23 protein-coding genes are annotated in these 25,134 nt (G+C 71.2%); 15 read left to right on the top strand and 8 right to left on the bottom strand.

Features of this window, described 5'->3' with window-relative positions:
- The first annotated feature begins 31 nt into the window (after window positions 1–31).
- Window positions 32–679 (top strand): TetR/AcrR family transcriptional regulator, encoded by a 648-nt coding sequence (locus H4W80_RS63430; RefSeq protein ID WP_192784336.1) that lies wholly within the window; start codon window positions 32–34, stop codon window positions 677–679.
- Between the two features lie 61 nt (window positions 680–740).
- On the opposite strand, the gene H4W80_RS07170 is transcribed toward H4W80_RS63430, so the two are convergent.
- Window positions 741–1,478: an SDR family oxidoreductase gene (locus H4W80_RS07170; protein WP_192784337.1), complete on the bottom strand. Its 738-nt coding sequence runs from the start codon at window positions 1,476–1,478 to the stop codon at window positions 741–743.
- A gap of 132 nt (window positions 1,479–1,610) precedes the next feature.
- Between H4W80_RS07170 and H4W80_RS07175 the strand changes: the two genes are divergently transcribed.
- The 6 genes from H4W80_RS07175 (at window position 1,611) to H4W80_RS07200 (ending at window position 9,431) form a co-directional block, all read left to right on the top strand.
- A complete protein-coding gene (locus H4W80_RS07175) occupies window positions 1,611–1,967 on the top strand; it encodes a winged helix-turn-helix transcriptional regulator (protein ID WP_192784338.1) in 357 nt (118 codons plus the stop codon).
- A gap of 175 nt (window positions 1,968–2,142) precedes the next feature.
- Window positions 2,143–4,197, top strand: coding sequence for a carbohydrate-binding protein (locus tag H4W80_RS07180; RefSeq protein ID WP_192784339.1), 2,055 nt, complete (start codon window positions 2,143–2,145; stop codon window positions 4,195–4,197).
- Window positions 4,198–4,236: 39 nt separating this feature from the next.
- Window positions 4,237–6,327, top strand: a complete 2,091-nt coding sequence (locus H4W80_RS07185; RefSeq protein WP_192784340.1) for a glycoside hydrolase family 36 protein — start codon at window positions 4,237–4,239, stop codon at window positions 6,325–6,327.
- Window positions 6,328–6,341: 14 nt separating this feature from the next.
- A complete protein-coding gene (locus H4W80_RS07190; RefSeq protein WP_192784341.1) occupies window positions 6,342–7,661 on the top strand; it encodes an ABC transporter substrate-binding protein in 1,320 nt (439 codons plus the stop codon).
- 1 nt (window position 7,662) lies between these two features.
- A complete protein-coding gene (locus tag H4W80_RS07195) occupies window positions 7,663–8,577 on the top strand; it encodes a carbohydrate ABC transporter permease (protein ID WP_318786739.1) in 915 nt (304 codons plus the stop codon).
- Window positions 8,574–9,431, top strand: a complete 858-nt coding sequence (locus H4W80_RS07200) for a carbohydrate ABC transporter permease (RefSeq protein ID WP_318786740.1) — start codon at window positions 8,574–8,576, stop codon at window positions 9,429–9,431. The genes H4W80_RS07195 and H4W80_RS07200 overlap by 4 nt, the downstream gene beginning before the upstream one ends.
- A 67-nt stretch (window positions 9,432–9,498) precedes the next feature.
- Here H4W80_RS07200 and H4W80_RS07205 read toward each other — a convergent pair whose 3' ends face one another.
- From H4W80_RS07205 to H4W80_RS07215, 3 genes are all read right to left on the bottom strand, one after another.
- Window positions 9,499–12,084: an outer membrane protein assembly factor BamB family protein gene (locus tag H4W80_RS07205; RefSeq protein ID WP_192784342.1), complete on the bottom strand. Its 2,586-nt coding sequence runs from the start codon at window positions 12,082–12,084 to the stop codon at window positions 9,499–9,501.
- Window positions 12,078–12,950: a hypothetical protein gene (locus H4W80_RS07210; RefSeq protein ID WP_192784343.1), complete on the bottom strand. Its 873-nt coding sequence runs from the start codon at window positions 12,948–12,950 to the stop codon at window positions 12,078–12,080. Before H4W80_RS07210 ends, H4W80_RS07205 begins: the two co-directional genes overlap by 7 nt.
- Before the next feature lie 125 nt (window positions 12,951–13,075).
- Window positions 13,076–13,684: a TetR/AcrR family transcriptional regulator gene (locus tag H4W80_RS07215; protein WP_192784344.1), complete on the bottom strand. Its 609-nt coding sequence runs from the start codon at window positions 13,682–13,684 to the stop codon at window positions 13,076–13,078.
- A gap of 86 nt (window positions 13,685–13,770) precedes the next feature.
- Between H4W80_RS07215 and H4W80_RS07220 the strand changes: the two genes are divergently transcribed.
- The 3 genes from H4W80_RS07220 to H4W80_RS64425 all read left to right on the top strand — a co-directional run bounded on the left by H4W80_RS07220 (window position 13,771) and on the right by H4W80_RS64425 (window position 16,150).
- Window positions 13,771–14,562 (top strand): SDR family NAD(P)-dependent oxidoreductase, encoded by a 792-nt coding sequence (locus tag H4W80_RS07220; RefSeq protein ID WP_192784345.1) that lies wholly within the window; start codon window positions 13,771–13,773, stop codon window positions 14,560–14,562.
- Between the two features lie 125 nt (window positions 14,563–14,687).
- Window positions 14,688–16,043: an L-lactate MFS transporter gene (locus tag H4W80_RS07225; RefSeq protein ID WP_318786741.1), complete on the top strand. Its 1,356-nt coding sequence runs from the start codon at window positions 14,688–14,690 to the stop codon at window positions 16,041–16,043.
- A complete protein-coding gene (locus tag H4W80_RS64425) occupies window positions 16,040–16,150 on the top strand; it encodes an MFS transporter small subunit (protein WP_417629245.1) in 111 nt (36 codons plus the stop codon). Before H4W80_RS07225 ends, H4W80_RS64425 begins: the two co-directional genes overlap by 4 nt.
- Window positions 16,151–16,176: 26 nt before the next feature.
- Here the strand turns inward: H4W80_RS64425 and H4W80_RS07230 are convergent, their stop codons facing one another.
- The 3 genes from H4W80_RS07230 to H4W80_RS07240 all read right to left on the bottom strand — a co-directional run bounded on the left by H4W80_RS07230 (window position 16,177) and on the right by H4W80_RS07240 (window position 18,397).
- Window positions 16,177–16,635 (bottom strand): ATP-binding protein, encoded by a 459-nt coding sequence (locus H4W80_RS07230; RefSeq protein ID WP_192784347.1) that lies wholly within the window; start codon window positions 16,633–16,635, stop codon window positions 16,177–16,179.
- Between the two features lie 114 nt (window positions 16,636–16,749).
- A complete protein-coding gene (locus tag H4W80_RS07235; RefSeq protein ID WP_192784348.1) occupies window positions 16,750–17,124 on the bottom strand; it encodes an STAS domain-containing protein in 375 nt (124 codons plus the stop codon).
- 301 nt (window positions 17,125–17,425) lie between these two features.
- A complete protein-coding gene (locus H4W80_RS07240; protein WP_192784349.1) occupies window positions 17,426–18,397 on the bottom strand; it encodes a helix-turn-helix transcriptional regulator in 972 nt (323 codons plus the stop codon).
- 239 nt (window positions 18,398–18,636) lie between these two features.
- Between H4W80_RS07240 and H4W80_RS07245 the strand changes: the two genes are divergently transcribed.
- From H4W80_RS07245 to H4W80_RS07265, 5 genes are read left to right on the top strand one after another with little or no spacing between them, the layout of a single operon-like run.
- Complete coding sequence (locus H4W80_RS07245) at window positions 18,637–19,221, top strand: hypothetical protein (protein WP_225963301.1); 585 nt, start codon at window positions 18,637–18,639, stop codon at window positions 19,219–19,221.
- 18 nt (window positions 19,222–19,239) lie between these two features.
- Entirely contained in the window at window positions 19,240–19,938 is a 699-nt protein-coding gene (locus tag H4W80_RS07250; protein WP_225963302.1) for a fibronectin type III domain-containing protein, read from the top strand.
- A 7-nt stretch (window positions 19,939–19,945) separates the two neighbouring features.
- Entirely contained in the window at window positions 19,946–21,232 is a 1,287-nt protein-coding gene (locus H4W80_RS07255; protein ID WP_192784351.1) for an ABC transporter substrate-binding protein, read from the top strand.
- Window positions 21,232–22,167, top strand: a complete 936-nt coding sequence (locus H4W80_RS07260; RefSeq protein WP_192784352.1) for a carbohydrate ABC transporter permease — start codon at window positions 21,232–21,234, stop codon at window positions 22,165–22,167. Before H4W80_RS07255 ends, H4W80_RS07260 begins: the two co-directional genes overlap by 1 nt.
- Window positions 22,164–22,994 (top strand): carbohydrate ABC transporter permease, encoded by an 831-nt coding sequence (locus H4W80_RS07265; RefSeq protein WP_192784353.1) that lies wholly within the window; start codon window positions 22,164–22,166, stop codon window positions 22,992–22,994. The genes H4W80_RS07260 and H4W80_RS07265 overlap by 4 nt, the downstream gene beginning before the upstream one ends.
- Here H4W80_RS07265 and H4W80_RS07270 read toward each other — a convergent pair.
- Entirely contained in the window at window positions 22,969–25,035 is a 2,067-nt protein-coding gene (locus tag H4W80_RS07270; RefSeq protein WP_318786742.1) for an amylo-alpha-1,6-glucosidase, read from the bottom strand. The genes H4W80_RS07265 and H4W80_RS07270 overlap by 26 nt on opposite strands.
- Window positions 25,036–25,134 lie beyond the last annotated feature (99 nt).

Below are 25,134 nucleotides of genomic sequence, written 5' to 3' on the forward strand. Positions count from 1 at the left end.
ACACCGTAGGACACCGCGATAAGATACGCAAGTGGATCGTAAGGACGAGCAGGTCGCGGGTGAGCACGCGGCGGGACGTCGCGCCGACGGCGGCGCGTCCCGTCGCCGCGGCGCCGAACTCGAGGACGCGATCCTCGACGCCGCCTGGGACGTGCTGGTCGAGCACGGATATCACGGCTTCACCTACGAAGCGGTCGCCGCCCGCGCCGGCACGAGCCGTCCCGTGCTCTACCGGCGCTGGCCGCAGCGCGACGACCTGCTGCTGGCCACTCTCACCAAGTTCTGGCAGCCGATCGCGGTGCCCGACACCGGCAGCCTCCGCGACGACGCGATCGGCTTCCTGCGCAACGCCAACGCCGACCGCGCGCCCACGATCACGTTCATAAGCGTGCAGCTGGCCGGCTACTTCCGCGACGCCGGCACCAGCTTCAGCGAGCTGCGCCACACCCTGCTCCCGCCGGGCCGGGCCACCGCGTTCGAGACGATCGTCGCCCAAGCGGTCGAGCGCGGCGAACTGCCCGACGTGCCACGCCCGTCCCGCGTGGTGAACCTGCCGTTCGACCTGCTGCGCCACGACCTGCTCACGACGATGCGCGCGGCGCCGGACGAGTCGATCGTCGAGATCGTGGACAAGGTGTGGCTACCGTTGCTCGGAGTGTCCGGAGCTCCGACGGCCTGACCCGCCTCCCACCCCCTGGAGACCGCCGGCGACCTCGCTTCTCGGCACGGGCGAGGGGCTGTCAGCCGGACAGGACACGGAAACCCGCGTCCACCGGGATGCATGCGCCGGTCACGGCGTCGAAGCCGCCGTCAAGCACGGAGCCGATCACCGCGGCGACGTCCTGAGGATCGAGCATCCGGCCGAGGATCGAGCGGTGCCCGAGCGCCGCCTCCGTCTCGGGCGTTCGCATCGCCGCGCTGGCCTCGGTACGGACCGCGCCGGGCGCCACGATGTTCACCGGGATTCCCCAGGCGCCGGCCTCCGCGGCGACATGCTGGGCAAAGGTGTTGAGCGCCGCCTTCGCCGTCGCATGCGCGATCGCACCCGGGCGTACCAGCTCGGCGCTGAGGCTGGAGACGTAGACGATCCGGCCGTTGCCCTGCTCGCGCATGCGGTCCAGCACCCGCCGGGTGATGTGGAAGACGCCGGCGAGCTCCCCGGTGACCTTGCCGGCGAAGTCCTCCCACGACATCCGGGCCAGCGGGCCGAACGGCGGGGGGATGTTGGCGTTGCAGACGAGCGCGTCCACCCGCGCGCAGGCCTCGACGAGTTCGGCCACCTGGCCCGGGTCGCGGACGTCGGCCTGTACGGCCTGCGCCGTGCCACCGGCCGCCTGGATCTGCTTGACCACCGAGGTGGCCGCCGACGTGTCGGCGCGATAGTTGACGATCACATGGAAGCCGCGACGGCCCAGCTCGTGTGCCGTCGCGGCACCGATGCCGCGCCCTGCCCCGGTGATGAGTGCGATGCGTCGCATGTCAGACCTCCTCCGCTCTAAGGCTTCGGTGGCAGACTCTAGGTATTGAGCATTCCAGGAGAAAGTACCTACCTTTGGGTAAGCTCCATACCTTGCCGTCGGCTTTCTGCTCGTCGAAGGGTGGCACGACGTATGAGTGACGCGTTTCACAGGGACTGCCCGGCACGCATGGTGCTCGACCACGTCACCAGCCGCTGGGCGGTGCTCGTGCTGACAGCCATCGGCGGTGGCCCGCTCCGGTTCCACGAGCTACGCACCAAGATCGAGGGGATCAGCGAGAAGATGCTGTCCCAGACGCTGCGCACTCTCGTACGCGACGGCTTCGTCCGCCGAACCGTCACCCCTTCCACGCCACCGCAGGTCAGCTACGGCCTGACCGCCCTCGGCGAGGGGATCACCGAGCCGCTCCAGGCCCTGTCCGACTGGATCCGGGACCATGCGGGCGACATTCTCACCGCGCAGGCCGTGTACGAACGGGAAACAGCCTGAGCCCCGCTGGACCCCTGCTGGATATTTGCCGGTAACAACCTGGTAACAGGGTCTTCTCCTCGGCAATGTTAGCGGTCACACTCAGGCATCAAGAAATGTGACCGGTCACATCTGCGCACCTCCACGTCCCCCCAAGGGCTCCAACGCCCGCAGCACGCAAGGAGGTTGTCTCGCCATGAGGAGGAAACATGCCTGGTCAGCGATGCTGGCGGTGGTCCTGGTGACGGGTGCCCTGCACGCCGCCCCCGCCCGGGCCGCGTCTCAGCTCGTCGTCGATCTCGGCAGCTCGACCGGCGCGCTCAGGTACGGAGCCACCGGCTTCCTGTACGGGCTCGGCGACGAGGGCATCCCGAACGAGACCATGCTCGCCGCCCTCAAACCGCAGGTCACCGCCCAGAAGGCGCCCGACGGCCTGCAGCACCCGAACGGCGACGCGCTCAAGATCGCCCCCATGTTCAAGCGCGCCGGCGGCCGCGAGATCCAGATCTACATGCAGGACGTCTACAAGCAGTGGCCGTACGAGAACCTGGGCATCAACGACTACCTGGCCAAGGTGGACACGATGGTCAGGAAGGTCGTCGCCGACCCGTACCGCACTTCGTACGTCTACGTCCCCTTCAACGAGCCCGACCAGATCTGGTACGGCGGCAACCTCGCCGGGTTCATGAACGACTACCGCACCGTCTACCGCCGGATCCGCTCCCTCGACCCCGGTGCCCGCATCGCGGGCCCGAATTTCGCGAGCTACCGCTCGGCCGACCTCCGGACGTTCATGCAGTTCGCCCGGGACAACGCCGTGCTGCCGGACGTCACCACCTGGCACGAGCTGGGGGATGACTTCTTCACCGGCTGGCACAACCACTACGCCGACTACCGGGCGATCGAGTCCAGCCTGGGCATCTCCCCCAGGCCGATCACCATCAACGAGTACGGGCGTTTCTCCGGGGATCTGGGCGTGCCGGGCAACCTGGTGCAGTTCGTGGCGAAGTTCGAGAACAGCAAGGTCGACGGCTGCCTGGCGTACTGGACGACGGCCGGCGGGCTCAACGACCTGGTCACCAGGAACAACCAGGCGACCGGCGGCTGGTGGCTGTACAAGTGGTACGGCGAGCTGACCGGCAACACCGTGGCCGTCACCCCGCCCGCGCCCACCGGCTCCCTCCAGGGCCTGGCCGCGCTCGACCAGGGCAAGAAGCAGGCCAGGGTGATCTTCGGCGGCAACAACCCGGCCAGCGGCACGTACGACACCAACCTGGTCGTCAAGGGAATCCCGGGCACCCTGGGCACCACGGTCCACGCGGCCGTCTGGGGCGTGGACGACACCGGGCTGAACCCCTCCCCCGGCCCGTACAAGGTCACCGAGGCGGACTTCACGCCGTCCCGCGGCCAGATCACGATCCCGCTCACCGGGCTGAAGGGCTCCTCGGCGTACCACGTGATCGTGACCCCGGACAAGGACCCGACCGCCGGGTCCCGCTACGAGGCCGAGTACGCCGCCGCGCCGGGCGCGATCACCTACGGCCAGGTCTCCTACGCGGACGGCGGCGCCAGGTTCGTGGTCACGGCCCCCTCGGACGGCTACTACAACGTGGACCTGCGTTACTCGGCCTCCGCCGCCCGCGTGGCCAAGCTGCGGCTCAACGGCTCCGACCTGACCGACGTCCCCCTGCCGGCCGCGGCGAGCTGGAGCACCGTGACCACCAAGGTGTTCCTGACCGCCGGGATCAACCGCCTGGAGGTCGGCGCCACCGGCGCGAACGTCGACTACCTCGACGTGTCACCGGCGACGGGGACGATCACCGCGTACGAGGCCGAGTCCAGCGCCAACACGCTGGGCGGCGCCGCCAGGGTCGCGGCCAACACCGCCGCCTCGGGCGGGAAGTACGTCGGCTACGTCGGCGCCGGCGCGGCCAACACGCTGCGCTTCAACAACGTCACCGTCGCCTCGGCCGGCCGCTACCGCCTGGTCGTCACGTACGCCAACGGCGAGCTGGGCGAGGGCGCCTCCAACTACAACAGCAACATCGTCGACCGCTACGCCGACATCTCGGTCAACGGCGGCGCGGCCCAGCGGCACTACTTCCGCAACACGCTGGGCTGGTCGAACTACCGGACCACGGTCGTGGACGTCACCCTGGCCGCCGGCGCGAACACGATCACGTTCGGCAACGCCTCCGCCGGCTACGCGCCCGACATCGACCGCATCCAGATCGCCAAGCCTGTCGGCTGACAAGCGCCGGCCGGTAAGAAGCAGCAGCAGAGGAGATCCATGAACACCAGCGTCGTCTGGGGCCACCCGAGCCTGCGGGTCGTGCTCGACGTCTCACCCGACGGCCCGGTCGGCGTCCGGTCGCTGTCCGGCGGCGACGCCGCCACGGCGCACCTGCCCAGGGCGACGCAGCCGCTGGTGGAGCTGCTGGTCCCGGAGGAGGGCCGGGCGCGGGCCTCGCACCGCTTCTCGCGGACGGCCGTCGGCCTGCGCCTGGCCTACCGGGGCTGCGAGCAGCGCAGGGAGGGGGTGTGGCACGTGCTGCAGCTCGACCTGCACGACGCGCGGAGCGGGCTGGACGCCGAGGTGTTCCTGCGCTCGGCGGAGGGCGTCAGCGCGTTCCAGGTCTGGACGCGGGTGACCAACCGCGGCCAGGCTCCCCGGCTGCTGCTGGGCGTCACGTCGTTCGCCGCCGCCTTCGCGGGGGTGGTGGACGACCTGGACGTGGTACGGGCCGACAGCGAATGGCTGGGCGAGAGCCGCTGGGTCCGCGAGGCCCTGCGCGGGCACGCCGTACCCGATCTCCGCCTGGGCGGCCACGGGCAGGACGGCCGCGGGCGGCTCGCGGTCGTCAGCACCGGCACCTGGTCGACCGGCTCCCACCTGCCCACCGGCGGCCTGATCGACCGCGCCGGCGGGCAGGCGTGGCTGTGGCAGATCGAGCACAACGGCGCCTGGCGCTGGGAGGTCGGCGAGCGGCTCGACGACCCGTACGTCGCGCTGCTCGGCCCGACCGACATCGACCACCAGTGGCAGCACCTGCTCCAGCCCGGCGAGTCGTTCACCACGGTGCCGGTGTCGGTGGCGGTGTCCGGCGCGGGCCTGGAAGGGGCGGCCGCCGCGCTCACCGCGCACCGGCGGACGATCGTCCGGCCGCACCCCGACCGGGAGCGGCTGCCGGTGGTGTTCAACGACTACATGAACACGCTGTCGGGCGACCCGACCACGGACAAGCTCCTGCCGCTGATCGACGCCGCAGCCTCGGCCGGGGCCGAGGTGTTCTGCGTCGACGCCGGCTGGTACGACGACGGCGGCACCTGGTGGGACAGCGTCGGCGAATGGCAGCCGTCGCAGACGCGCTTCCCGCGCGGCATCGAGGAGGTCCTCGGCCGCATCAGGGAGCACGGCATGGTGCCGGGACTGTGGCTCGAACCCGAGGTGATCGGCGTGCGCAGCCCCATGGCCGACAAGCTGCCCGCCGAGGCGTTCCTGCAGCGGGGCGGCGTACGCCTGGTCGAGCACGGCCGCTACCACCTCGACCTGCGCCACCCCCGCGCGATCGCGCACCTGGACCAGGTCGTGGACCGGCTGGTGGAGGAGCTCGGCGTCGGCTACTTCAAGCTCGACTACAACATCGACCCGGGCGCGGGCACCGACCTGGACGCCGACAGCGCCGGCGACGGGCTGCTGGCCTGCAACCGGGCGCACCTGGCCTGGCTGGACGGCGTGCTGGCCCGCCATCCGGGCCTCACCCTGGAGAACTGCGCGTCGGGCGCCATGCGCATGGACTACGCCATGCTGTCGCGGCTGCACCTGCAGTCCACCAGCGACCAGCAGGACTTCCGCCTCTACCCGCCGATCGCGGTGTCGGCGCCGATGTCCGTGCTGCCCGAGCAGTCGGCGAGCTGGGCGTACCCGCAGCCCGACATGTCGGATGAGGAGATCGCCTTCGCGCTGTGCACCGGCATGCTGGGGCGGCTCTACCTGTCCGGCCATCTGGACGGGATGACCCCCGCCCAGCTCGACTCGGTCCGCGACGCCGTACGCGTCCACAAGGAGATCCGCGCGGATCTGGCCCGCGCGACGCCCGTGTGGCCGCTGGGGCTGCCGCGCTGGGACGACCACCACCTCAGCCTGGGGCTGCGTACCGCCGACGTCACATACCTTGGCGTATGGCGACGCGACGGGGCGAAACCCGTACGGCTGGACCTGCCGCACCTGGCGGGCCGCGCGGTCGAGATCGACGTGATCTACCCGCGGCACCTGCCGGACTGGGCGCGCGACTGGCAGCCCGGTTCCGGCGTGTTGACGCTCACCCCCTGCTGCGACGAGCCCCACTCCGCCCGGATCCTCCGCATCCGCACCGCCTGATGAAAGAGACCGCCATGAAGACCAAATGGACGGCCGCCGCCGCCGCGACGGCGCTCGCGCTCGGCCTGGCCGCGTGCAGCGACCCCTCCGTCGAGACCTCCTCCGCCGCCCCCGCCACCGCGGCGGCCTGGCCCGACCCGGCCACCAAACTCGACGGCGTCAAGCTGACGATCTGGGCCGCCCAGAACAGCAACACCGTGCCCAAGGCGGTCATCGCCGGGTTCCAGAAGGCGACGGGCGCGACGGTCGAGGTCGTGACGATCCCGGACCCGTACGAGCAGGGCATCCAGACCAAGGTCGCCACCGGCGACAAGCCCGACCTGGCGTTCTGGCAGCCGACCGCGTCGATGCTGACCGCGATCAACGCCAAGGCCAACCTCCAGTCGCTGAACGACGCGCCGTGGCTGGCGCAGCTGTCGCCGGACCTGAAGGACATCACCGGCATCCTGGACGGCGCCCGGTACGCGGCTCTGATCACGAGCCCCGCCGTCGAGGGCGTCTACTACAACAAGGAGGTCTTCGCCGCCAACAAGATCACCAGCACGCCGAAGAACTTCGACGAGATGGTGAAGCTGGGGCGCACGCTGAAGGCCAAGGGCGTCACGCCGTTCTTCGAGATGGCCGGCGACAAGTGGGCGACCCAGTGGTGGGTGCAGGTCCAGCTCGCGGACGCGGCCAAGGACGGCCTGTGGGAGCGGATCAACACGGGCAAGGAGACGTTCAACAGCCCGGCCGTCGTCGGGGCGATCAAGACGTACAAGTCGCTGATCGACGAGGGGCTGTTCAACTCCGACATCAAGACCGCGAAGTTCGAGGACCAGGGCGCGGCGTTGCTGTCCGGCAAGGCGGCCATGGTCGTGCAGGTGAACTCGTTCTTCGGGCAGCTGCAAGCCTCGGCCGACACCGCCACGCTGAACAAGAAGATCGGCTTCTTCCCGATCTCGCCGTCGGGGAACGTCGGCACGTTCATCCCCGACCAGTCGAACGCGCTGGTGGCGTTCAAGACCGGGGACGCCAAGCGCGAGGCCGCGGCGCGGCAGCTGCTGGCGTACTGGATGGGGCCCGGCTACAAGGACTTCGTCGCCGACCGCAACACCGTCTCGCTGGAGCCGTCGGTGCCCAGCCCGGCGGGCGTGCCGCAGGCGCTGCTGGACGTGCACGCCGCGCTGCCCACCGCGGTCGGGTCGATGCAGGCGCTGGCGGTGGCCAACCCGGACCTGTACCTGAACCTGGCCGACATGATCACCGGGACCATGACGCCGGAGAAGGTCGCCTCGGCCACCCAGGATCAGTTCGCCCAGCTCGCCAAGGCCGCCGGGGCGAGCGGTTTCTGACGTGCTGATCACCACCTCGCGGCGGGCCGCCTCCCGCACCACGACCGCGACCCGCGGGCGCCCGGTCGTCGGGAGGCGGACGCACCCCATGTGGTTCATGGCTCCGGCGTTCGCCATCCTGCTGGTGTTCTTCTTCCTGCCGACGCTGTTCAACTTCGTCTACGCCTTCACCGACTGGTCGGGCTTCAAGAGCGCGATCCGGCCCGTCGGGCTGGACAACTTCACCGACCTGGCCTCCAACGGCACGCTGTTCCGGTCGCTGCGGGTCACGGTCGTGTACGCGGTGCTGGTGGCGATCTTCCAGAACGCGTTCGGCTTCGGCCTGGCCGTGCTGCTCGAACGCGACACCTGGCTCAACCGGGTGGCCAGGGTGTTCTTCCTCATCCCGGTGCTGATGTCGGCCCTCGCCGTCGGCTACATCTTCCAGGCCCTGCTCAAGCCGGCGGGCGGCCTGAACCGGCTGCTCGGGATCGACCACGCCTGGCTGGGCGACACCACCTGGACGATCGTGGTGGTCGCGCTGATCCACGCGTGGAAGTGGATGGGGCTGTCGATGCTCATCTACCTGGCGGGGCTGAAGACCGTCCCGGACGACATCGTGGAGGCCGCCCACATCGACGGGGCGTCGCGGTGGCGTACGTTCTGGGCGGTCCGCTTCCCGCTGCTGGCGCCCGCGATCACGTTCAACGTCGCCACGGCGCTGCTGGGCTCGATGAACGGCTTCGACATCGCCCAGGCCACCACCGGCGGCGGGCCCGCCCGCACGACGGAGATCCTGAACATCTTCATCTACCGCACCTTCGGCCAGGGGCTGTTCGCGCAGGCCACGACGATGAGCCTGGTGCTGTTCCTGCTGGTGGCCCTCATGGCCTTCCCCGTCATCTACGTGCTGCGCAAGCGGGAGGAGATCCTGTGACCCCCGTCGTCCCCGACCGCCGCGGTGTGAGCGACGCGCCGGTGTGGCGCCGGCTCCAGCCCGTGGTCACGTTCGTGCTGGTGGTGCTGTCCATCGGCATCCCGCTGTGGCTGGTGCTGGTGACGGCGGCCAAGTCCCGCGGCGAGGCGCTCACGCCGGACCTGTCGCTGCCGACCGAGTGGCACCTGCTGGAGAACCTGGGGCAGGTGTGGGGCGACGGCGAGGTCCTGCGGGCGTCGCTGGGCAGCCTGCTCGTCGTCGTGCCGTCGGTGATCGGGGTGCTGCTGTTCGGGTCGATGGCGGCCTGGATCCTGGCCCGCCGCGCCACGCGGCTCAACGCCGTCCTGTACGCGCTGGCGATCAGCGGCATCGTGCTCCCGCCCGCCGTCGTCACCGTCGTCCTGCTGCTGCGCCAGCTCGGCCTGGCCGGGAGCGCGGTCGGGATGATCGGCGTCTACATGGGCATCTACATGTCCACGGTGATCTTCTTCGTCACCGGCTTCGTGCGTACCATCCCCACCTCCCTGGAGGAGGCGGCGCAGCTCGACGGGGCGAGCCCGATGCGGGTGTTCTGGCTGGTGGTGCTGCCGCTGCTGCGCCCGGTGCTGGCCACGGCCACCATCCTGGTCTGCCTGTACGTGTGGAACGACGTCTTCTACGCCTTCTTCGTGATCGGCGGGCGCCTGGACACGCTGCCCCTCAACCTCTTCCGGGTGGCCAGCGCCGGGCTCTATCTCAACAACTGGCACCTGATCTTCGCGTACGTGATCCTGATGAGCCTGCCGCTGGTCGTGGTCTTCGCCGTCGCCCAACGCAAGATCATCTCCGGCATCACCAGCGGCGCCGTCAAGTAGCGGGCCGGCCGGCCATGCGTGCCGGCCGGCTCCGGGGGCGCGCCATCCCGAAAGTTTCGCCGCAGCCTCAGGCGGGGAATGCCTGGACATCGCCGTTCGAGCTGCCGACGTACACGAAGGCGCCTGCCACGACCGGACTGGTTTCGACGGGAGCGCCGGTTCGGAAGCTCCGTCGCACCGTGCCGGTGGCGGCGTCGAGCGCGTGCAACGTCCCGTCGACGCCTGTGGTGTACAGGAGTCCGGAGGCCACGGCGGCACCCCATCGGTAGCCGGCTCTCTCGCCTTCGGTCCGGAAGCTCCACAGCCGCGTGCCGGAGGCGGCGTTCAGCGCGTACGTCGTGCCGTCCCGGCTGCCGAGGTACACGGCCCCGCCGGCCGCCACGGGGCGGAAGCCGACGGAACCGGCGATCTCCGAGCTCCACCGGGCCTTCCCGGAGTCGGCTTCCAGGGCGTGCACCTCGCCGTCGGCGCTCGCGGCGTAGACGACCCCGCCGGCTCGCGCCAGAAAGGTGCGGTCTCGCGCTCCGCCGGCCCGGAATCGCCATTTCGGCGCTCCCGAGTCGGCGGCCAGCGCGTACACCATGCCGTTGTCGCTGCCCACGTGGACGACGTCGCCGGCCAGCACGGGGCTTGGGTTGAGGACGTGGCCCTCCGGCCGGAAGGCCCACGCCCGCTTGCCGGAGGCGGCGTCGATCGCCACGACCTCGGCGTCCGGGGACCAAGGGCGGCTCCTGGTCCAGACGTAGAGTCGCCCCGCCGCGCCCGCCAGGTCGCCGGCCACGTGGAGCCTGCGGCTCCACCTCGGGCGGCCGGTGGCGGCGTCCAGCGCCATCAGCCTGCCGGAGGTGTTCGCGACGAAGACGGTGCCGTCCATCACCACGTGATCGAACCGAACGGGTCCGCCGGTCCGGAAGGTCCACCGCACCCCGCCGGTGGCGGCGTCCAGCGCGGAGACCGTGCCGTCGCCGCTCGCGGCGTAGACGACACCGCCGGCCACCACCGGCTCGGCGTGGACGGCCGCGTCGGTCGCATGGATCCAGCCGCGCTCGCGCACGGGGCCGGGAGCGCGGGCGCCCGGCTGGTAGCGGGCGAGCAGATTGTCCAGCAGCAACGGGGAGAGGAGCCGCACGGCCTGTCGTGAGGTGGAGGTCAGCCGGACGATGACGGGGCCCGCGTTGACGATCGTCGCGCCGTGCAATCCGTTCGTCCCGGCCACGGTGTAGGAGAGGAAGTCCGGGCGCCGGGTGGCGAGGTCGACGTCATTGGCGGCCTTGACGGCGCCCGCCTCGGCGGTGAACAGCTTTCGCGCGGCCGCGCTCGACGGGGACACCCATTCCACGGAGAGCGAGACGACGGCGCCGTCGTCCGTGGGCGGTATCCAGTCGCAGCTCGCCGGGTTCGGCAGCGCCGGATCGTCCTGGCCGGGCTCCGCGCGGTAGCCGTCCGCGAGGACGGACAGGTCACGGCCGGTCAGCAGGGCGCAGGCGTCCGGCCAGGCGCTCGCCGGGACGCCGCCGAACCGGGCGGATCCGCGGGAAAGCCCGTAGCCCAGCCTGTACGCGGTGAGGCGGCCGTCACCGTACACGAAAGCCAGGTCCCGGATCGCCCCGACGAGGGACACCGACGGCGCGGGCAGGTCGAGCGGCAGTGCGGCGAGCCGCCCGGTGGCGGGGTCCAGGGAGGTCAGGTACGCGGGCAACGGCCATCCGCTGTCCAGGGAGAGCGCGCCGTCGCCGGCCGCCACGGGGTAATAGCCGGCGAACAGGGGCGGGCTCCAGCGGGTCGGTTCCGTGACCCGCACGGCCTCCGAGGCGGTGGACGCCGGGCGGCCGTCCGGCCCGTAGAAGAAGTCCTCCTCCCCCACCGAGGCGTGGACGAATCCATCCGCGTTGGCCGTGAGGGTCATCGGCGGGCCCCCGGCCGGCGGCGAGGCGAGGGATGACAGCAGGCGCGCCCGGCCCGGCCGCAGCGTGCGCGGATCCATCGAGGCGAGCCGCGCCTGGTCGCCCGCGCAGAAGCTGAGCAGCGTCACCGATCGGGCGGTCGCGGCGCCTCGAAGGTGGCAGCCTCGCGGATACGTCGCCCGCGCCGTGGTCGCGCCGGTCCGGAGATCGAGGGCCTGGAGGTCGAAGGGCTCGGCGGGCCGCTCGAACACCACGATGCCGCGCTCGGTCACCATGATCCGCGGGCCCCGGTACACGCCGGCGCCGATCGCCGGGGGCCGATGGGTGGAGACGGTGATCGTGCGCCGCCACAGCGTGGTGCCCGTGGCCAGATCCAGGCCGGTCAGGGCATGGGCGGCGACGTCCGGCGTTCCGCGCGAGACGACCAGCGTGCCCGCCGCGATCCACACGCCGGTGACGGGCGCGGCGGGAGCCGGGTCGGAGGGGACGGTGCGCCGGAGCTCGCCGGTACGCGGATCGTGGATCCGTACAGTGCCCTGGCGGGTCGCCATGGCGACCGCGCGGTCGGACACGGCGTAGCGCGGAGTCTCGAAGAGCGGCTCGCCGGTGCCGGTGTCCGCGGGCGCCGACCACGCCACGCGCCACTCGACGGGGACGAGCGAGAGCCGCGGAGCGTCCGCGGACGAGCAGACCGCCAGGACGGCCACGAGCAGGATCGCGACCGCGGGCCGCCCGGGCACGGTCAGCACCCCTTGCTCTTTTGGATCTTGCGCTCGATCGCGCACGCCTGGCCGCGCGAGATCGGCTGCCAGCCGCGGAGCGGGGAGACGGCGTAGTAGGCGCGGTAGGCGCCGGCGACGCCGGTCACCCGGAACGGGCTCCGGCCCGGCCCCTCGATCGTCACCTGCTCGGTCCGGCCCTCCGCCAGCACGGTGGCCAGGAGATCGAACTCGTAGTACGCCGCCGCGCCCTTGATCGACAGGGAGAGGGTGACCGGCTCGTCCCGTTTCAGGTCTATCTGCTTCTTCCTGAAGTACGAGGCGTCCTCCGCGGTGGCGAAGCGGGGCGCCGGCTGGTCGAGATCGGCGGAGAGCTCGACGGTGTCGGCCTCGCCGGCGGCGGTGTAGACCAGCAGCGCGCCGTCCGACACCGGCTTGCGGTCGAGGACCCGCGGCTCGATGTCGACGATGCGCACGCTGCTGCGGTTCCCGACGAGGACGACAGTGAGGTTCGCCTCGCCGAGCGGGGCCCGGTGATGGCTCGCCATGATCGTGTCACGGCGCGAACCTGACGTGTTGCCCAGCAGGGCCGCTCGTTCCCCGGGGTCGGTCACCGGCGTCCTCAGGGCGGTGTCCTGGGCGGAGTAGTCGACGACCACGTGGCCGACCTTGATCAGGGGCGTCCCGCCGATCCGGTCGACCGCGTCGGGTCCGCGGGCGTTGAACCAGGCGGTGAACACGACGCCGATCGCCGCGATGAGCGCGGCGCTGACAATGCCCGCCACCCAGGTCCGCGCGGCCTTCCACCGCCCGTCCCCGGCCTCCTCGGTCCGAGAGGCGGGAGCCTCGTCGGCTCCGGCGGATTTCGCACGCCTTTTCCGGCGCGCTCTGGCCATGAGGCGTCCCCCTGTGCCCGGCGAACGGCGGCTGACTCTCCCCTTGCCGTCTACCTATACGGCCACGACGGCCGCGGTGTGGGGCTGTCGACGAATTTCCTATGGCACGGGCTCGCCCGCCCTCGTCAACGACCGAGAGGCAGGCGGCTCTCGGCGAGGGTGCGGACGGCCGCCACCACGGCTTCGCGGCGGCGGGCCAGGGCCGCCTGGTCGTCCTGCTCGTCGAGGACGAGGCGGCACAGCTGGGGGACGGCGAAGTTCCAGGCGACCAGCCCGAGCACGGTGAACATCCAGTCCTGGGCGGCGCGGCGGCGCTCGGGCGCGTCCAGGCCGGCGCCGACGCCGGCGTCCACGAGGTCGCTGACGTTGTCCCGGTAGGCCGCGCGGCGTTCGTCCTCGCCCTGGACGGGACCCTGGCCGCTCTCCAGGGCCTCCCACAGCAGCAGCCTGATCAGCTCCGGGTGGTCCTGGTACCAGTCGAACAGCTGCCCCACGGAGTCGGCCACCGCGCCGGGGTCGAGGGCGTTGGCGTGGCAGACCTCGTCGACCTTGGCCCGCACCACGGCGCCGAACAGCTTGTCCTTGCCCCCGAAGTACAGGTAGATCGCCTGCTTGTTGGCCTTGGCGGCGCCGGCGATGCGATCGACGCGGGCGCCGGCCAGGCCGTAGGCGGCGAACTCGGCGGCGGCAGCCTGGAAGATCCGCTGTCGGGTGGCCTCCGCGTCATAGCTCATTCCTGAATTAAACCATCCAGTTGACTTTCTGGGCGACATCCGCTTCGATCTAAACCAACCAGATGGTTTATTTCTGAGGAGACATCATGTCCACAGCTCCCGTGCCGGTCCGCTCGCCGCTGCCCGCCGGCCTGGCCGGCTCCACCGTGGTCATCATCGGCGGCACCTCGGGCATCGGCCTGGCCGCCGGCGTGCTGCTGAGCGGTGCGGGCGCCCGCGTGGTGGCGGTCGGCCGCGACCAGGCCAGGCTGGCGGCCGCCGTGGATCTCGTACGCGGTGCGGCCCCGGCGGGCGGCCCGGCGGACCCGGTGCTCGGCCTCTCCGCCGACGGCTCGGACGAGGTCGCGCTGGCGGAGGTCTTCGAGCGGGCCGGGCACGTCGATCATGTGCTGGTGACGGCCGGCGGCCTGAGCGGCGCCGGTCCGGTGACCGAGGTCTCCCACGACGACTTCCGCTCGGTCCTGGACTCCCGGCTGTGGGGGGCCATCGCCGCCGCCCGGCTCGCGGCGACGCGGCTGCCCGCGGGCGGGTCGATCACCTTCACCTCGGGCACGTACGCCATCCGCCCGGTCCCCGGGATGAGCGTTCCCCTGGCGGCCGTCGGCGCCGTCGAGACCTTCACGCGGGCGCTCGCCGTCGAGTTCGCGGCCAAGCGGCTCCGGGTGAACGCCATCCGCTACGGCACCTTCGACACCCCGCTGCTGCGCACGATGGCCGGGCTGGACAGCGACGCCGCGGTGGCCAAGGCCGGGGAGGGCGCCCCGCTCGGCCGCTTCGGCACCGCCGAGGAGGCCGCCGCGTCGGCCCTCTTCGTGATGGCCAACAACTACGTCACGGGCCAGGTGATCACCGTGGACGGCGGGCAGAGCCTGGTATGAGAGGACAGGGGCGAGCGGCCGGGGCGCCGCTCGCCCCTTGTGCGCCCGTGCCGCTCGTCGCTCGTTTCTGACCGCTTGCCGTAAAGATCTTCAAGACTGCATACGGTATGTGGTACGCGTGTGAGGTGGCAAGATTCCTCGACCGTTCCCGGATCGTGGCGGCACCCGGCTGGAGCCGGTGGCTGGTGCCGCCCGCCGCGCTCTCGGTCCACCTCGCGATCGGGCAGGCGTACGCGTGGAGCGTGTTCAAGCCCCCGCTGGAGTCCTCGCTCCACCTGTCGGGCACGCAGAGCGCCCTGCCGTTCCAACTGGGCATCGTCATGCTCGGCCTGTCGGCGGCCTTCGGCGGCACGCTGGTGGAGCGCAACGGGCCGCGCTGGGCGATGTTCGTCTCGATGGCCTGCTTCTCCTCCGGCTTCCTGCTGTCCGCGCTGGGGGTGGCCACCCGGCAGTACTGGCTGGTCGTGCTCGGCTACGGCGTCGTCGGCGGGATCGGGCTCGGCATCGGCTACATCTCCCCCGTCTCCACGCTGATCAAGTGGTTCCCCGACCGGCCCGGCATGGCGACGGGGATCGCCATCATGGGGTTCGGCGGCGGCGCGCTCATCGCCTCGCCGTGGTCGGCGCAGATGCTGGAGTCGTTCGGCACGAGCACGAACGGGATCGCCACCACGTTCCTCGTGCACGGCGTGGTCTACGCGGTCTTCATGACGATGGGCGTGCTGCTGGTGCGCGTCCCGGCGGAGGGCTGGTCGCCACCGGGCTGGACGCGGCCGGTGGTGGCGTCGAGGCCGCTGATCACCGACGCGGACGTCTCGGCCCGCAACGCGATCCGCACCCCGCAGTTCTACTGCCTGTGGGTGGTGCTGTGCTGCAACGTCACCGCGGGCATCGGGATCCTGGAGAAGGCCGCGCCCATGATCAGGGACTTCTTCGCGGGCACGGCCACGCCGGTCGCGGTGGGGGCGGCGGCGGGGTTCGTCGCGCTGCTGTCGCTGGCGAACATGACCGGCCGCTTCGTCTGGTCCTCCACCTCCGACGTCATCGGCCGCAAGAACATGTACCGCGTCTACCTGGGGGCCGGCGCGCTGCTCTACCTGGTGATCGCGCTGGCGGGCAACTCCTCCAAGCCGCTGTTCATCGTGTGCGCGCTGGGCATCCTGTCCTTCTACGGCGGCGGCTTCGCGACGGTCCCGGCGTACCTGAAGGACCTGTTCGGCACCTACCAGGTCGGCGCGATCCACGGCCGCCTGCTCACGGCCTGGTCCACGGCGGGCGTGCTCGGCCCGCTGATCGTCAACGCCATCGCCGACGCGCAGAAGGCGGCGGGGCGGTCGGGGCCCGCGCTCTACACCACCTCCCTCTACATCATGATCGGGCTGCTGGCGGTGGGCCTGCTCGCCAACGAGCTGATCCGGCCGGTGAGCGACAGGTATCACGAGAAGCCGGCCGAGCCGGCCATGGAAGGGCAGGCGACATGACGTCCAGGCGGACCGCCCTGATGGTGCTGGCGTGGGCCTGGGTCGCGCTGCCCTTCGCGTTCGGCGTGTACGAGCTGGTGCTGAAGCTCACGCAGCTGTTCGACTAGGTCCGGTATCGGCGTAATCGAGCGTTTCAGGCCGTGCGGGCGGACGGGCTGTCCTGGGTGCCGCGCCTGCGCCCGGCACGGCGCCCGAACGGGATCACCGTGGTGGGACGGTCGTGGAAGTGCAGGGTCAGCAGCGAGCCCGAACCGGTGTCTTCCAGGGTGACCTCGTCGCACAGACTCTGGATCACCCACAGGCCGAATCCTCGTGAGCCGGTGGCATCCACCGTGGCGGCGGCCAGATGCTCCTGGGTCAGCCGGCCGCCGATGTCGAGGATCTCCACGATGACGCCGTGGTCGTGGCCGCGCGCGGTGATCAGGCCCGCCTGGCCGCCGTGGTCGAAGACATTGGTGACGGCCTCGTTGACCGCCAGCACCAGCCCGTCCAGCTGCTCGCCGTCCAGTCCGTGGTGCTCGCCGTGGACGCGCAGCAGGTCGCGAATGTAGCCCAGGTCGAAGCTGATGGGGCAGCGCAGCTCGAAATTCATGGCTCTCCGAGACCGCGGGCCGGGAATGGGAGGGAAGGTTCGCGGGCTCACGTGTTGTTTTCCAGCTGGCCGATCGTTAAACACCCGGGGCGTGATCCGCCGCGCGACGGAGGATCAGGATGGCTTCCGGGCGCCGTCCGCGCCGTGGCCGCACATCGCGACGGCGGCCTGCTGAGCGTCGGGATGGATGGTCAGCACCGACCACACGCCGGTGATCTGCAGGAGGCGCGCGGGCCTGCCCTGCACCGCGGCCACGCGGAGGAGGCCGCCCTGCTCGCCTACCGCGGCGTGCAGCCGGAGCAGGACGTGCAGGCCGCGGCTGTCCAGGAAGGTCAGCCCGCCCAGGTCGAGGACCATGCCCGGGCCGGGCCGGCGGTGCGACTCGGCGTAGGACTCCAGCTCGTGAGCGTTGGTGGCGTCGACCTCGCCCGTCACTGTGATCAGCGCGCCGCCGGGCAGGTCGCGGCTGCTCAGGCTCAGGGGCGACATGGCGCCACTTCGGTGACAGCCCGGTCCGGGCCACCGCCCGGCCGGGGTGGACGGAGCGTGCCGCTGCCCGGACGCGGATGCGCAAATCTCTTCCAAGCCGGGCTCACCCATCACCCTCTCTGTTCCACGGTGCCGATCCTCGCCCTCCTACTCTTGTCCCGCCGTCGCGGCTGGTCTGCACGCCAGGCGAAGTATCGTCCGCACCGCTGTCCGGAAAACGAAACCGGCCGTCCCCGATCCGCGCCGCGGGCCGTGGTGCGGGCTGCCCACCATGCCGAGATCACGGCCGGTGCGGAGCCGCTCAGGGGTGACGCGGTTCGGCCGAGGCGTTCAGGGTTTCGCTGGGCGCGCACCCGTACTCGGCCTTGTAGGAATGGGCGAAACGCCCCGGATGGAAGAAGCCCCAGCGGGCCGCGGTCGCGGCCACCGTGGTGGCGGCGGGATCGCCGGTCTTCAGCTCGTCGTGCGCGCGGGCCATCCGGACCTGGCGCAGATGGCCCAGCGGGGTGGTGTTCAGGTGCCGGTGGAAGGCGTACTGCAGGGCGCGGGCGCTGACCCGGGCCGCGGTGGCGATCTCGGTGATGCCCATGGGGGCATCGGCGTGCTCGTCGATGAAGACCATCGCGCGGCGCAGCGTCTGGGGATGCGCGTCGTGCCGGTCCATGCCGGTGGCCTCGGTGCCGGCGTTGCTGGGCAGGGCGGCCAGCACGCTCGCGGCCAGCAGTTGCCCGGCGGTGGAGACCACGAGGGGTTCGCCGGCCAGCTCCGGGTTGGCCAGGACGTCGTCGCGCAGGTAGGCGATGGTGCGCAGGAGATGCCGGCCGGTGGCGGCGGAGACGGGCCGGTGTCCGAGCAGCCGTACCGGTTGCGGCCGGCGCTCCGGAAGAGTGTCGGCCACCTGCTGCAGCAGCGCCGGGTCGAACATGACGATGTTGTAGTGCGAGCGGCGGATCTCACCCGCGTAGGGCCGGTCCGGCGGCGCGAACAGCACCGCGTCCCCCGGCCCGAACACCTCCTGCTCGCCCCCCGCGACCTGCTGGACGATCGACCCGGACTCCACGGTGCACAGGCACACTTTGCCGAGCGGGTTGACGTCGTAGCTCATGGCGTACTCCAGCTGCAGCTGGTCGACGCTCACCGATCCCATGACCTGACGCGAGATCCAGGTCCGCGGACGGTCCACGTCAGACCCGATGCGCATCTTGGCGTAAGCCTTGCTGAGGAACTCCTCGGTCTGCCCGACATCACGACTGTCGAAGGTCAACGGCTCCATGACACCCTCCGCTCGCCGCCCCACCCGTGGAACCCTCGAGACCTGCGTGCAGGCGTCGGAGCAAGGTGACGGATTAATTGACCATACCTTGACGGCAGGCGTCCTGGCGGCGCTCTTCCTTACAGCCATGAGACCTCCGATGAATACAGCAGTCGCGGCCCATGGTCAAGAGTCTTGACGGGCGAACGCGCCAAGTGATCCTATGTCTCATGATAGGAAAGTTTCCTAATGGAGGGTCGATGCGATTACTCACCATGAGCGCGCTGACCGCCGGGATGCTGCTGCCCGCCCTTCCGGCCGTGGCCGACCCCGTGGAATCGGGGCCGTGGACCTCGTACTCACCCACGTTCACCGTCCAGGAGCGGGGCTGCGGCGACGTCAGCGACCTGACGTTCACGCTGACCTGCTCGACCGACAGCGGCGACCAGCGGGCCGAACGGCGCTACGCCACCTACTCCAGCGGCACGCGCCAGTTCGAGGGCTACTTCAAGATCACCAGCCTGCCCGGTTCGCGGATCAGCCTCAAGCAGACGTTCAAGACCACGGGCCCGTTCTTCATGCTCGCCGTCGAGCGCGGCGGGCGGCTGTACGCGGTGCACGGCGGCGACACGATCGCCACGGGCGCGACCATCGGCACCACGGTCCGCGTCAACACCGTCCACGTGGTCGGCAGCGTCCACCGCACCTATATCAACGGCTCGCTGAAGCACACCGCGGCCAGCGAGAGCGGCAGCTTCTACGACAAGCTGGGGGCCTACCGGACGGCCAGCGGCCAGGGGCCCGCCACGGTCGAGTGGAGCGGCATCCGCTTCTGGCGTAAGTAGCGGGCGATGAGGGCCCGGATGGCGTTGGCGCTGGCACTGGTGGTCACGGGGTGCGCCGCCCCGCGGCAGGATCCCGGGGTCCGGCTGGAGGCCGCGCTCGTGTCGCCGACCGACATCGCGCTGCGCTGGCGGGGCCGGGATCCGGGCGCCGCCGGTCACGTGATCGAGTTCGCCACCGAGCCTCAGGGGCCGTACACGATCCTGGGCTTCCTGCCGCCGGAGCAGAACTCGTACACCCATCCCGACCTCATGCCGCGCACCACGTTCCACTACCGGCTGCGGCCCTACTACGGCGCGGCCTCCGCGCCGGTCGACGTCACGCTCGGCGACGGCCCTTACCCGAAACCCGGCCCCGGCTGGGCGGAGCCGCGCGTGATCCCGGGAGGGTCCCCCGGGACGCGGCCGGTGGGCGGCGAAGGGGCCGCGCCCACCGGCCTGACAGCCACGGTGACGCAGGCCGACGGCGTCGCGTTCCGATGGGCCGACCGGGCCCGCGACGAGGAGGGCTTCCTGCTGGAGGACCGGCCCGCCGGCCGGCCCGACTATCGCGTGATCGCCGTGCTGGCGCCGGACGTCAACGCGTTCGGCCTGGTCACCCTGCCCGAGGAGCGGCACGCGTCGTACCGGGTGCGCGCCTTCCGCTACGGCCCGCCGTCGAACGTCGTCCGGCGGACGACCGGCGACGACCTCCCATCCCCCACCACCGGAGAAGACTGAGCCCACCATGAACAAGCTGTCCGCGGCCGGCGCGCTCGCGCTGGCCGTCACGTTGGCGCTGAGCGCCTGTTCGAGCGGCACGCCGAGCACATCTGCCGCCCCCTCGACCGGGGGCAAGCAGAAGGTCACCTTCCTCGTCTTCCCATCGCCCAACCTGCCGGAGTCGTACTGGAAGGCCCAGGTCGCGCTGGTGACGAAGGCCAACCCCGACCTCGACGTGGAGCTCGTCGCCGCGCCGTCGGAGTCGGAGCGCAACGACTACGCCAAGCAGCTCGCCGCCTCGGGCCAGCTGCCGGACGTGCAGATCGGCATGCAGGACCTGATCGCGCTGGAGCCGAACCTGGCGACCTGGACCGAGCAGGAGCTGAAAGACTTCATCTGCCCGACCTGCGGGGCGGTCAACGGCAAGGTGCTGCAGCTGCCGGCCAACACCCAGACGATCCCGAACGTCTACTACAGCAAGAAGCTGTTCAAGAAGGCCGGGATCGAGGCGCCGCCGAAGACGTACGCCGAGCTGCTCGCCGACGCCGGCAAGCTCCAGGCCGCCGGGATCACGCCGTTCGTGAGCGGCGGGGCGTTCGTCACCTCCCAGCCGTGGACCGCCATCCTGGCCACCGACCTGTACGCCAGGACGCCCGACTGGATCGCCAAGCGGCGCGCCGGCCAGGTCACCTTCGCCGGTGACCCGGCCATGAAGGCGGCCACGCAGAAGTTCGCCGACCTGGCCGCCAAGGGCTACCTCGACAAGCGGCAGATCGGCCAGGACTACCCGAAGACGCAGGAGGCGTTCCTGGCCGGCAAGGGCGCGATGTACCCGATGGGGAGCTGGTTCGCCGCCGCCGCCGACCAGTCGGCCATGAGGGACGACATCGGCGTGTTCGCCTGGCCGGGCGACGACGGGAGCCTGCACCTTCCGGCGTTCACCGGCGGCGGCCTGTCCGTCAGCGCCACGGCCAAGAACCTGGCCGCGGCCAAGAAGTTCGCGCTGGCCTTCCAGCTCACCAAGGAGAACCTGGACGCCTCGGTCAAGGCCGACGCGCTCTTCCCCGCCGTCAAGGGCTACACGCCGCCCTCCACCACCGGCCCGGTCTTCAAGGCCGTGTACGACCTGTGGCAGCAGGCCCTGCAGCAGAACGCGACCGTCCCGGCGTTCAGCTGGGAGGCGGGCGACGCGGCGATGCTGCCCGGCATGCAGGGCAAGTTCTGGTCGACCGCGCAGGACCTGGTCAGCGGCAAGAAGACGACGGACCAGGCGCTGGCCTTCCTCGACACCGAATGGGAGAAGAGCGGCTGATGGCCGTCAGCACCACCCATCGCAGGCCCGGCACGCTCACCCGCCCGGGGAGCAGGCGGCCGGCGTGGCCGGGCCTGTGGCACTTCCTGACGTTCGCGGCCCCGGGCACGCTCGTCTACACGTGCCTGGTGCTGCTGCCGATCGCGATGAGCGTCGGCTACAGCCTCACCAACCAGGCGCTGCTCAGGCCGAACACGCGGTTCGTGGGCCTGCGCAACTACGAGCTGCTCTTCCGGGACGAGACGTTCCTGAGCTCGCTGCGGGTCACCACGATCCTGACGCTGATCGTGGTCATCGTCCCGAACGTGCTCGGCGTGGCCGTCGCCGTCGTCCTCGACCGGCGCGGCTGGCTCTACAACGCGCTGCGCAGCGTCTTCTTCACGCCGATGGTGATCAGCTCCGTGGTCATCAGCGTGATCTGGACGCGCGTGCTCGCCGACGACGGGCCGATCAACCAGGGGCTGCGGGCCCTCGGCGTGGCCGAGCCGCCGGGCTGGCTGTCCGACCCGGACATCGCGCTGTACTCGCTGTCGTCCATCGTCTGCTGGCAGATGCTCGGTTTCTGCGTGGTCGTCTACCTGGCCGGGCTGCAGGGCGTGCCGCAGGAGCTGGCCGAGGCGGCCGCGATCGACGGGGCGGGGCCGCTGCGCCGCTTCTGGAAGGTGACCTGGCCGCTGCTGGCGCCCGCGCTGACCATCAACACCGTCGTGCTGCTGATCTCGGCGTTCAAGATCTTCGACCACGTGAAGGTCATCACGAACGGCGGCCCGGGCACGGGCACGACGGCCAGCGTGGCGTTCGTCGTCCTGCAGGAGGGGTTCGTGGAGAACCGCACCGGTTACGCCTCCGCCGAGGCGGTCGTCATGCTCGTCGTCATCGCCGCCCTGTCGGTGGTGACGCTGCGGATCCTGCAGCGCAGGGAGGTCCAGCTATGAGCGGTTCGCGGCTGCCGTGGGTGCGTCCGCTGGTGGCGCTGGTCATCGGCGCGGTCTTCTTCGTCCCTCTCTACATCGCGCTGATCAACGTCTTCAAGGCGAGCGGCCAGGTCGCCCGCGACACCATGTCGCTGCCCGACCCGCCCACCCTGGACAACCTCACCCGCGTGCTGACCGACCCCGGCAGCCTCTTCTGGCCGTCGCTGCGCACCAGCGTCGTGGTGACGTCGCTGTCGATCGTCATCCTGACGCTGCTGTCGGCCATGCTGGGCCACTACCTGGCGCGGCACACCCAGTGGTGGTCGCGCGCGGTCATGGTGCTGCTGCTGTGCGGGCTGATGATCCCGCCGCAGGTCATCCTCATCCCGGTCACGCAGGTGCTGAAGTCGCTCGGGCTGATGTCCACGCTCCAGGGGCTCATCCTGTTCAACGTCGGCTACTACGTGCCGTTCGGGGTGTTCGTCTTCTCCGGGTTCATGAAGGGCATCCCGCGCGAGCTGGAGGAGGCGGCCGCGATCGACGGGGCGACGCGCTGGCAGACGTTCTGGCGCGTCGTCTTCCCCCTCCTGCGGCCGGCCACCGCGAGCGTGCTGATCTTCCTCGGGGTGTGGATCTGGAACGACTTCCTCAACCCGCTGATCATCTACGGCCCCCGCGAGGGCACGACGATCATGACGGGCGTGTACAAGTCGCTCGGCCAGTACGCGGCGGACTTCGGCGGCATGTTCGCGCTGATGTTCCTGGCCACGCTGCCGATCCTGGTCTTCTACCTGCTGCTGCAGAAGCAGTTCGTCAAGGGCCTCACGGGCGGGGCGACGAAGGGGTGACGGCCTCCTCCAGGCGGACGCCCGGGGGCAGGCCCTTGACCGTGGCGGTGCCGTCGTGGCCGACCCGTACCTCGACCTCGGCGTCCGCCACGCGCAGCCCGGCCGTCAGCGCGCCCAGGGGCGCGCCGGACAGCGGGCGCAGCTCCACCCGGCCCGCCGGCACGTCGGGGTAGAGCCCGGTCGCCGCGTGGGCGATGACGACCGCGGCGGCGGCCGACCACGCCTGGGGGCGGCAGGAGGCCGGGTAGGCCACCGGGCGGCCCATCTGTTCGCGGGCGTCGCCCGCGAACAGCTCCGGCAGCCGGTAGCCGAACGACTCGGCCGCCGCCAGCAGCCCCTCGGCCAGGGTGGTGGCCTGCTCGTCGAAGCCCTCCCTGGCCAGGCCGGCGATGACGATGGCCGTGTCGTGCGGCCAGACGGACCCGCAGTGGTACGACAGCGGGCTGAACCCGCCCTCCTCCGACGACATCGTCCGCAGCCCGAACCCCTCCGCCATGCCGGGCGAGGCCAGCAGGCCGGCGACCCGGGCCGACTCCTCGCGCGAGAGCAGGCCGGTGCCGAGCAGGTGGCCGATGTTGCTGGTCAGGGAGTTCACGGGGCGCTTGTCGCGGTCGAGGGCGAGCGCCGGGAAGGGGCCCTGGGGGCCGTCGACCCAGAAGGCGGCGCGGAAGCGCTCGGCCAGCGCTCCGGCGTAGTCGCGCCACCGATCGGCCCCCGGGAGGTCGAAGGCGTCCAGGAGGGCGGCTCCGTGCAGGGCGGCCTGGTGGGCGTAGCCCTGCACCTCCGCCAGCGCGATCGGCGGCTCGGCCTGGCGGCCGTCGTGGAAGCGGACCGAGTCGCCCGAGTCCTTCCAGCCCTGGTTGGCCAGGCCGCGGCCGCTGGAGTCGATGTACTCGAGGAAGCCGTCCCCGTCGGGGTCGGCGTGGTCGGCGAGCCAGCCCAGCGCGGCCTGGAGGTTCGGCAGCAGCGCCCGCACCTCCGAGTCCGGCAGGCCCCAGCGCCACGCGTCGTGCAGCAGGCTGATCCAGAGCGGGGTGGCGTCGATGGTGCCGTAGTAGGCGGCGGGCAGCCGTCCGCCCTTGTCGTTCAGGTCGAAGGCGTCCCGGCGCAGCTCGTGCATGATCTTGCCCGGGGCCTCGCCGGAGTCCGGGTCGAGGCGGCGGCCCTGGCGGCGGGCCAGGACGCGCAGGGTGCCCGCGGCCAGCCGGGTGCCGAGCGGGAGCAGCATGCGCGCCGCCCAGATGCTGTCCCTGCCGAAGAGGGTCAGGAACCAGGGCGCCCCGGCCGCGAGGAACGTGTCGCCGGGCTCGGCGGGCTCGGCCAGCCGCAGCGAGCGCAGGTCTTCCAGGGACTGGTCCAGCAGCCTGGAGACGCGCCGGTCGTCGGCGGTGACGTGCGGCTGGCTCCATTCGAGGGTCGCGGCGGGAGGCACGACGACCACGGCGGAGTCCTCGACGGCGAGCTCCCAGCGCAGGGTGGCCCGGCCGCGGGGCGGCAGGCTCACCTCCCAGCGCAGGCACGCCCCGTCGCCCGCCGTCGCGTGGGCGCCGTGGCCGGTGACGGTGACCTGGGTGGTGTCGGCGTGCCAGGTCAGGCGCCCGTCCCCGGCCGCGCCCGCCGGTACGGGGGTGCCGGAGCGCCCCGACTTGACCGCCTCGACGGCGGCGAAGTCGCACGCCAGCTCGACGGTGACGGTGGCCGTGACCGGCGACGCCGCGGTGGAGACGATCTCCACCTGCTCGCCCATGCCGAACGGCGACAGCTCCCGCGAGCGCTCGATCCGGACCGTGGGGTCGATCGTGCGGTCGCCGAGCCAGCGGGCCAGGGACACGAACCGGGCCTGGCCGGCGGCCCCGGGCGCGTACCCGATGGACTCCGGCTCGCGCCCGTCCACGAGGAGCCGGGCCTGGGAGAGCACCCGGCGGTCCGCGCAGAAGAGCCCCTGCACGCCGGCCTGACGGATCTGGCCGTCGGCGTCGCTCAGCGCGCTGGCCGGCGCCATGACGGTGCTGACCAGATCGTGCAGCAGCGGCTGAAGCACTACGTTTCCCCCTGAGGTTCAGATAAATGATCACCCGGGTCTTGACAGACGGACGCCGGGGGTGCAGATTGCGAAACACTCCGCTAACTTTGAACGATC

The sequence above is a fragment of the Nonomuraea angiospora genome (assembly GCF_014873145.1).
Lineage (GTDB): Bacteria > Actinomycetota > Actinomycetes > Streptosporangiales > Streptosporangiaceae > Nonomuraea > Nonomuraea angiospora.

Excerpts from the sequence above, each read along its gene's own strand:
- H4W80_RS07170 (WP_192784337.1), bottom strand. The coding sequence starts at position 1,478 with ATGCGACGCATCGCACTCATCACCGGGGCAGGGCGCGGCATCGGTGCC.
- H4W80_RS07175 (WP_192784338.1), top strand. The coding sequence starts at position 1,611 with ATGAGTGACGCGTTTCACAGGGACTGCCCGGCACGCATGGTGCTCGAC.
- H4W80_RS07180 (WP_192784339.1), top strand. The coding sequence starts at position 2,143 with ATGAGGAGGAAACATGCCTGGTCAGCGATGCTGGCGGTGGTCCTGGTG.
- H4W80_RS07185 (WP_192784340.1), top strand. The coding sequence starts at position 4,237 with ATGAACACCAGCGTCGTCTGGGGCCACCCGAGCCTGCGGGTCGTGCTC.
- H4W80_RS07190 (WP_192784341.1), top strand. The coding sequence starts at position 6,342 with ATGAAGACCAAATGGACGGCCGCCGCCGCCGCGACGGCGCTCGCGCTC.
- H4W80_RS07210 (WP_192784343.1), bottom strand. The coding sequence starts at position 12,950 with ATGGCCAGAGCGCGCCGGAAAAGGCGTGCGAAATCCGCCGGAGCCGAC.
- H4W80_RS07215 (WP_192784344.1), bottom strand. The coding sequence starts at position 13,684 with ATGAGCTATGACGCGGAGGCCACCCGACAGCGGATCTTCCAGGCTGCC.
- H4W80_RS07220 (WP_192784345.1), top strand. The coding sequence starts at position 13,771 with ATGTCCACAGCTCCCGTGCCGGTCCGCTCGCCGCTGCCCGCCGGCCTG.
- H4W80_RS64425 (WP_417629245.1), top strand. The coding sequence starts at position 16,040 with ATGACGTCCAGGCGGACCGCCCTGATGGTGCTGGCGTGGGCCTGGGTC.
- H4W80_RS07230 (WP_192784347.1), bottom strand. The coding sequence starts at position 16,635 with ATGAATTTCGAGCTGCGCTGCCCCATCAGCTTCGACCTGGGCTACATT.
- H4W80_RS07235 (WP_192784348.1), bottom strand. The coding sequence starts at position 17,124 with ATGTCGCCCCTGAGCCTGAGCAGCCGCGACCTGCCCGGCGGCGCGCTG.
- H4W80_RS07240 (WP_192784349.1), bottom strand. The coding sequence starts at position 18,397 with ATGGAGCCGTTGACCTTCGACAGTCGTGATGTCGGGCAGACCGAGGAG.
- H4W80_RS07245 (WP_225963301.1), top strand. The coding sequence starts at position 18,637 with ATGCGATTACTCACCATGAGCGCGCTGACCGCCGGGATGCTGCTGCCC.
- H4W80_RS07250 (WP_225963302.1), top strand. The coding sequence starts at position 19,240 with ATGGCGTTGGCGCTGGCACTGGTGGTCACGGGGTGCGCCGCCCCGCGG.
- H4W80_RS07255 (WP_192784351.1), top strand. The coding sequence starts at position 19,946 with ATGAACAAGCTGTCCGCGGCCGGCGCGCTCGCGCTGGCCGTCACGTTG.
- H4W80_RS07260 (WP_192784352.1), top strand. The coding sequence starts at position 21,232 with ATGGCCGTCAGCACCACCCATCGCAGGCCCGGCACGCTCACCCGCCCG.
- H4W80_RS07265 (WP_192784353.1), top strand. The coding sequence starts at position 22,164 with ATGAGCGGTTCGCGGCTGCCGTGGGTGCGTCCGCTGGTGGCGCTGGTC.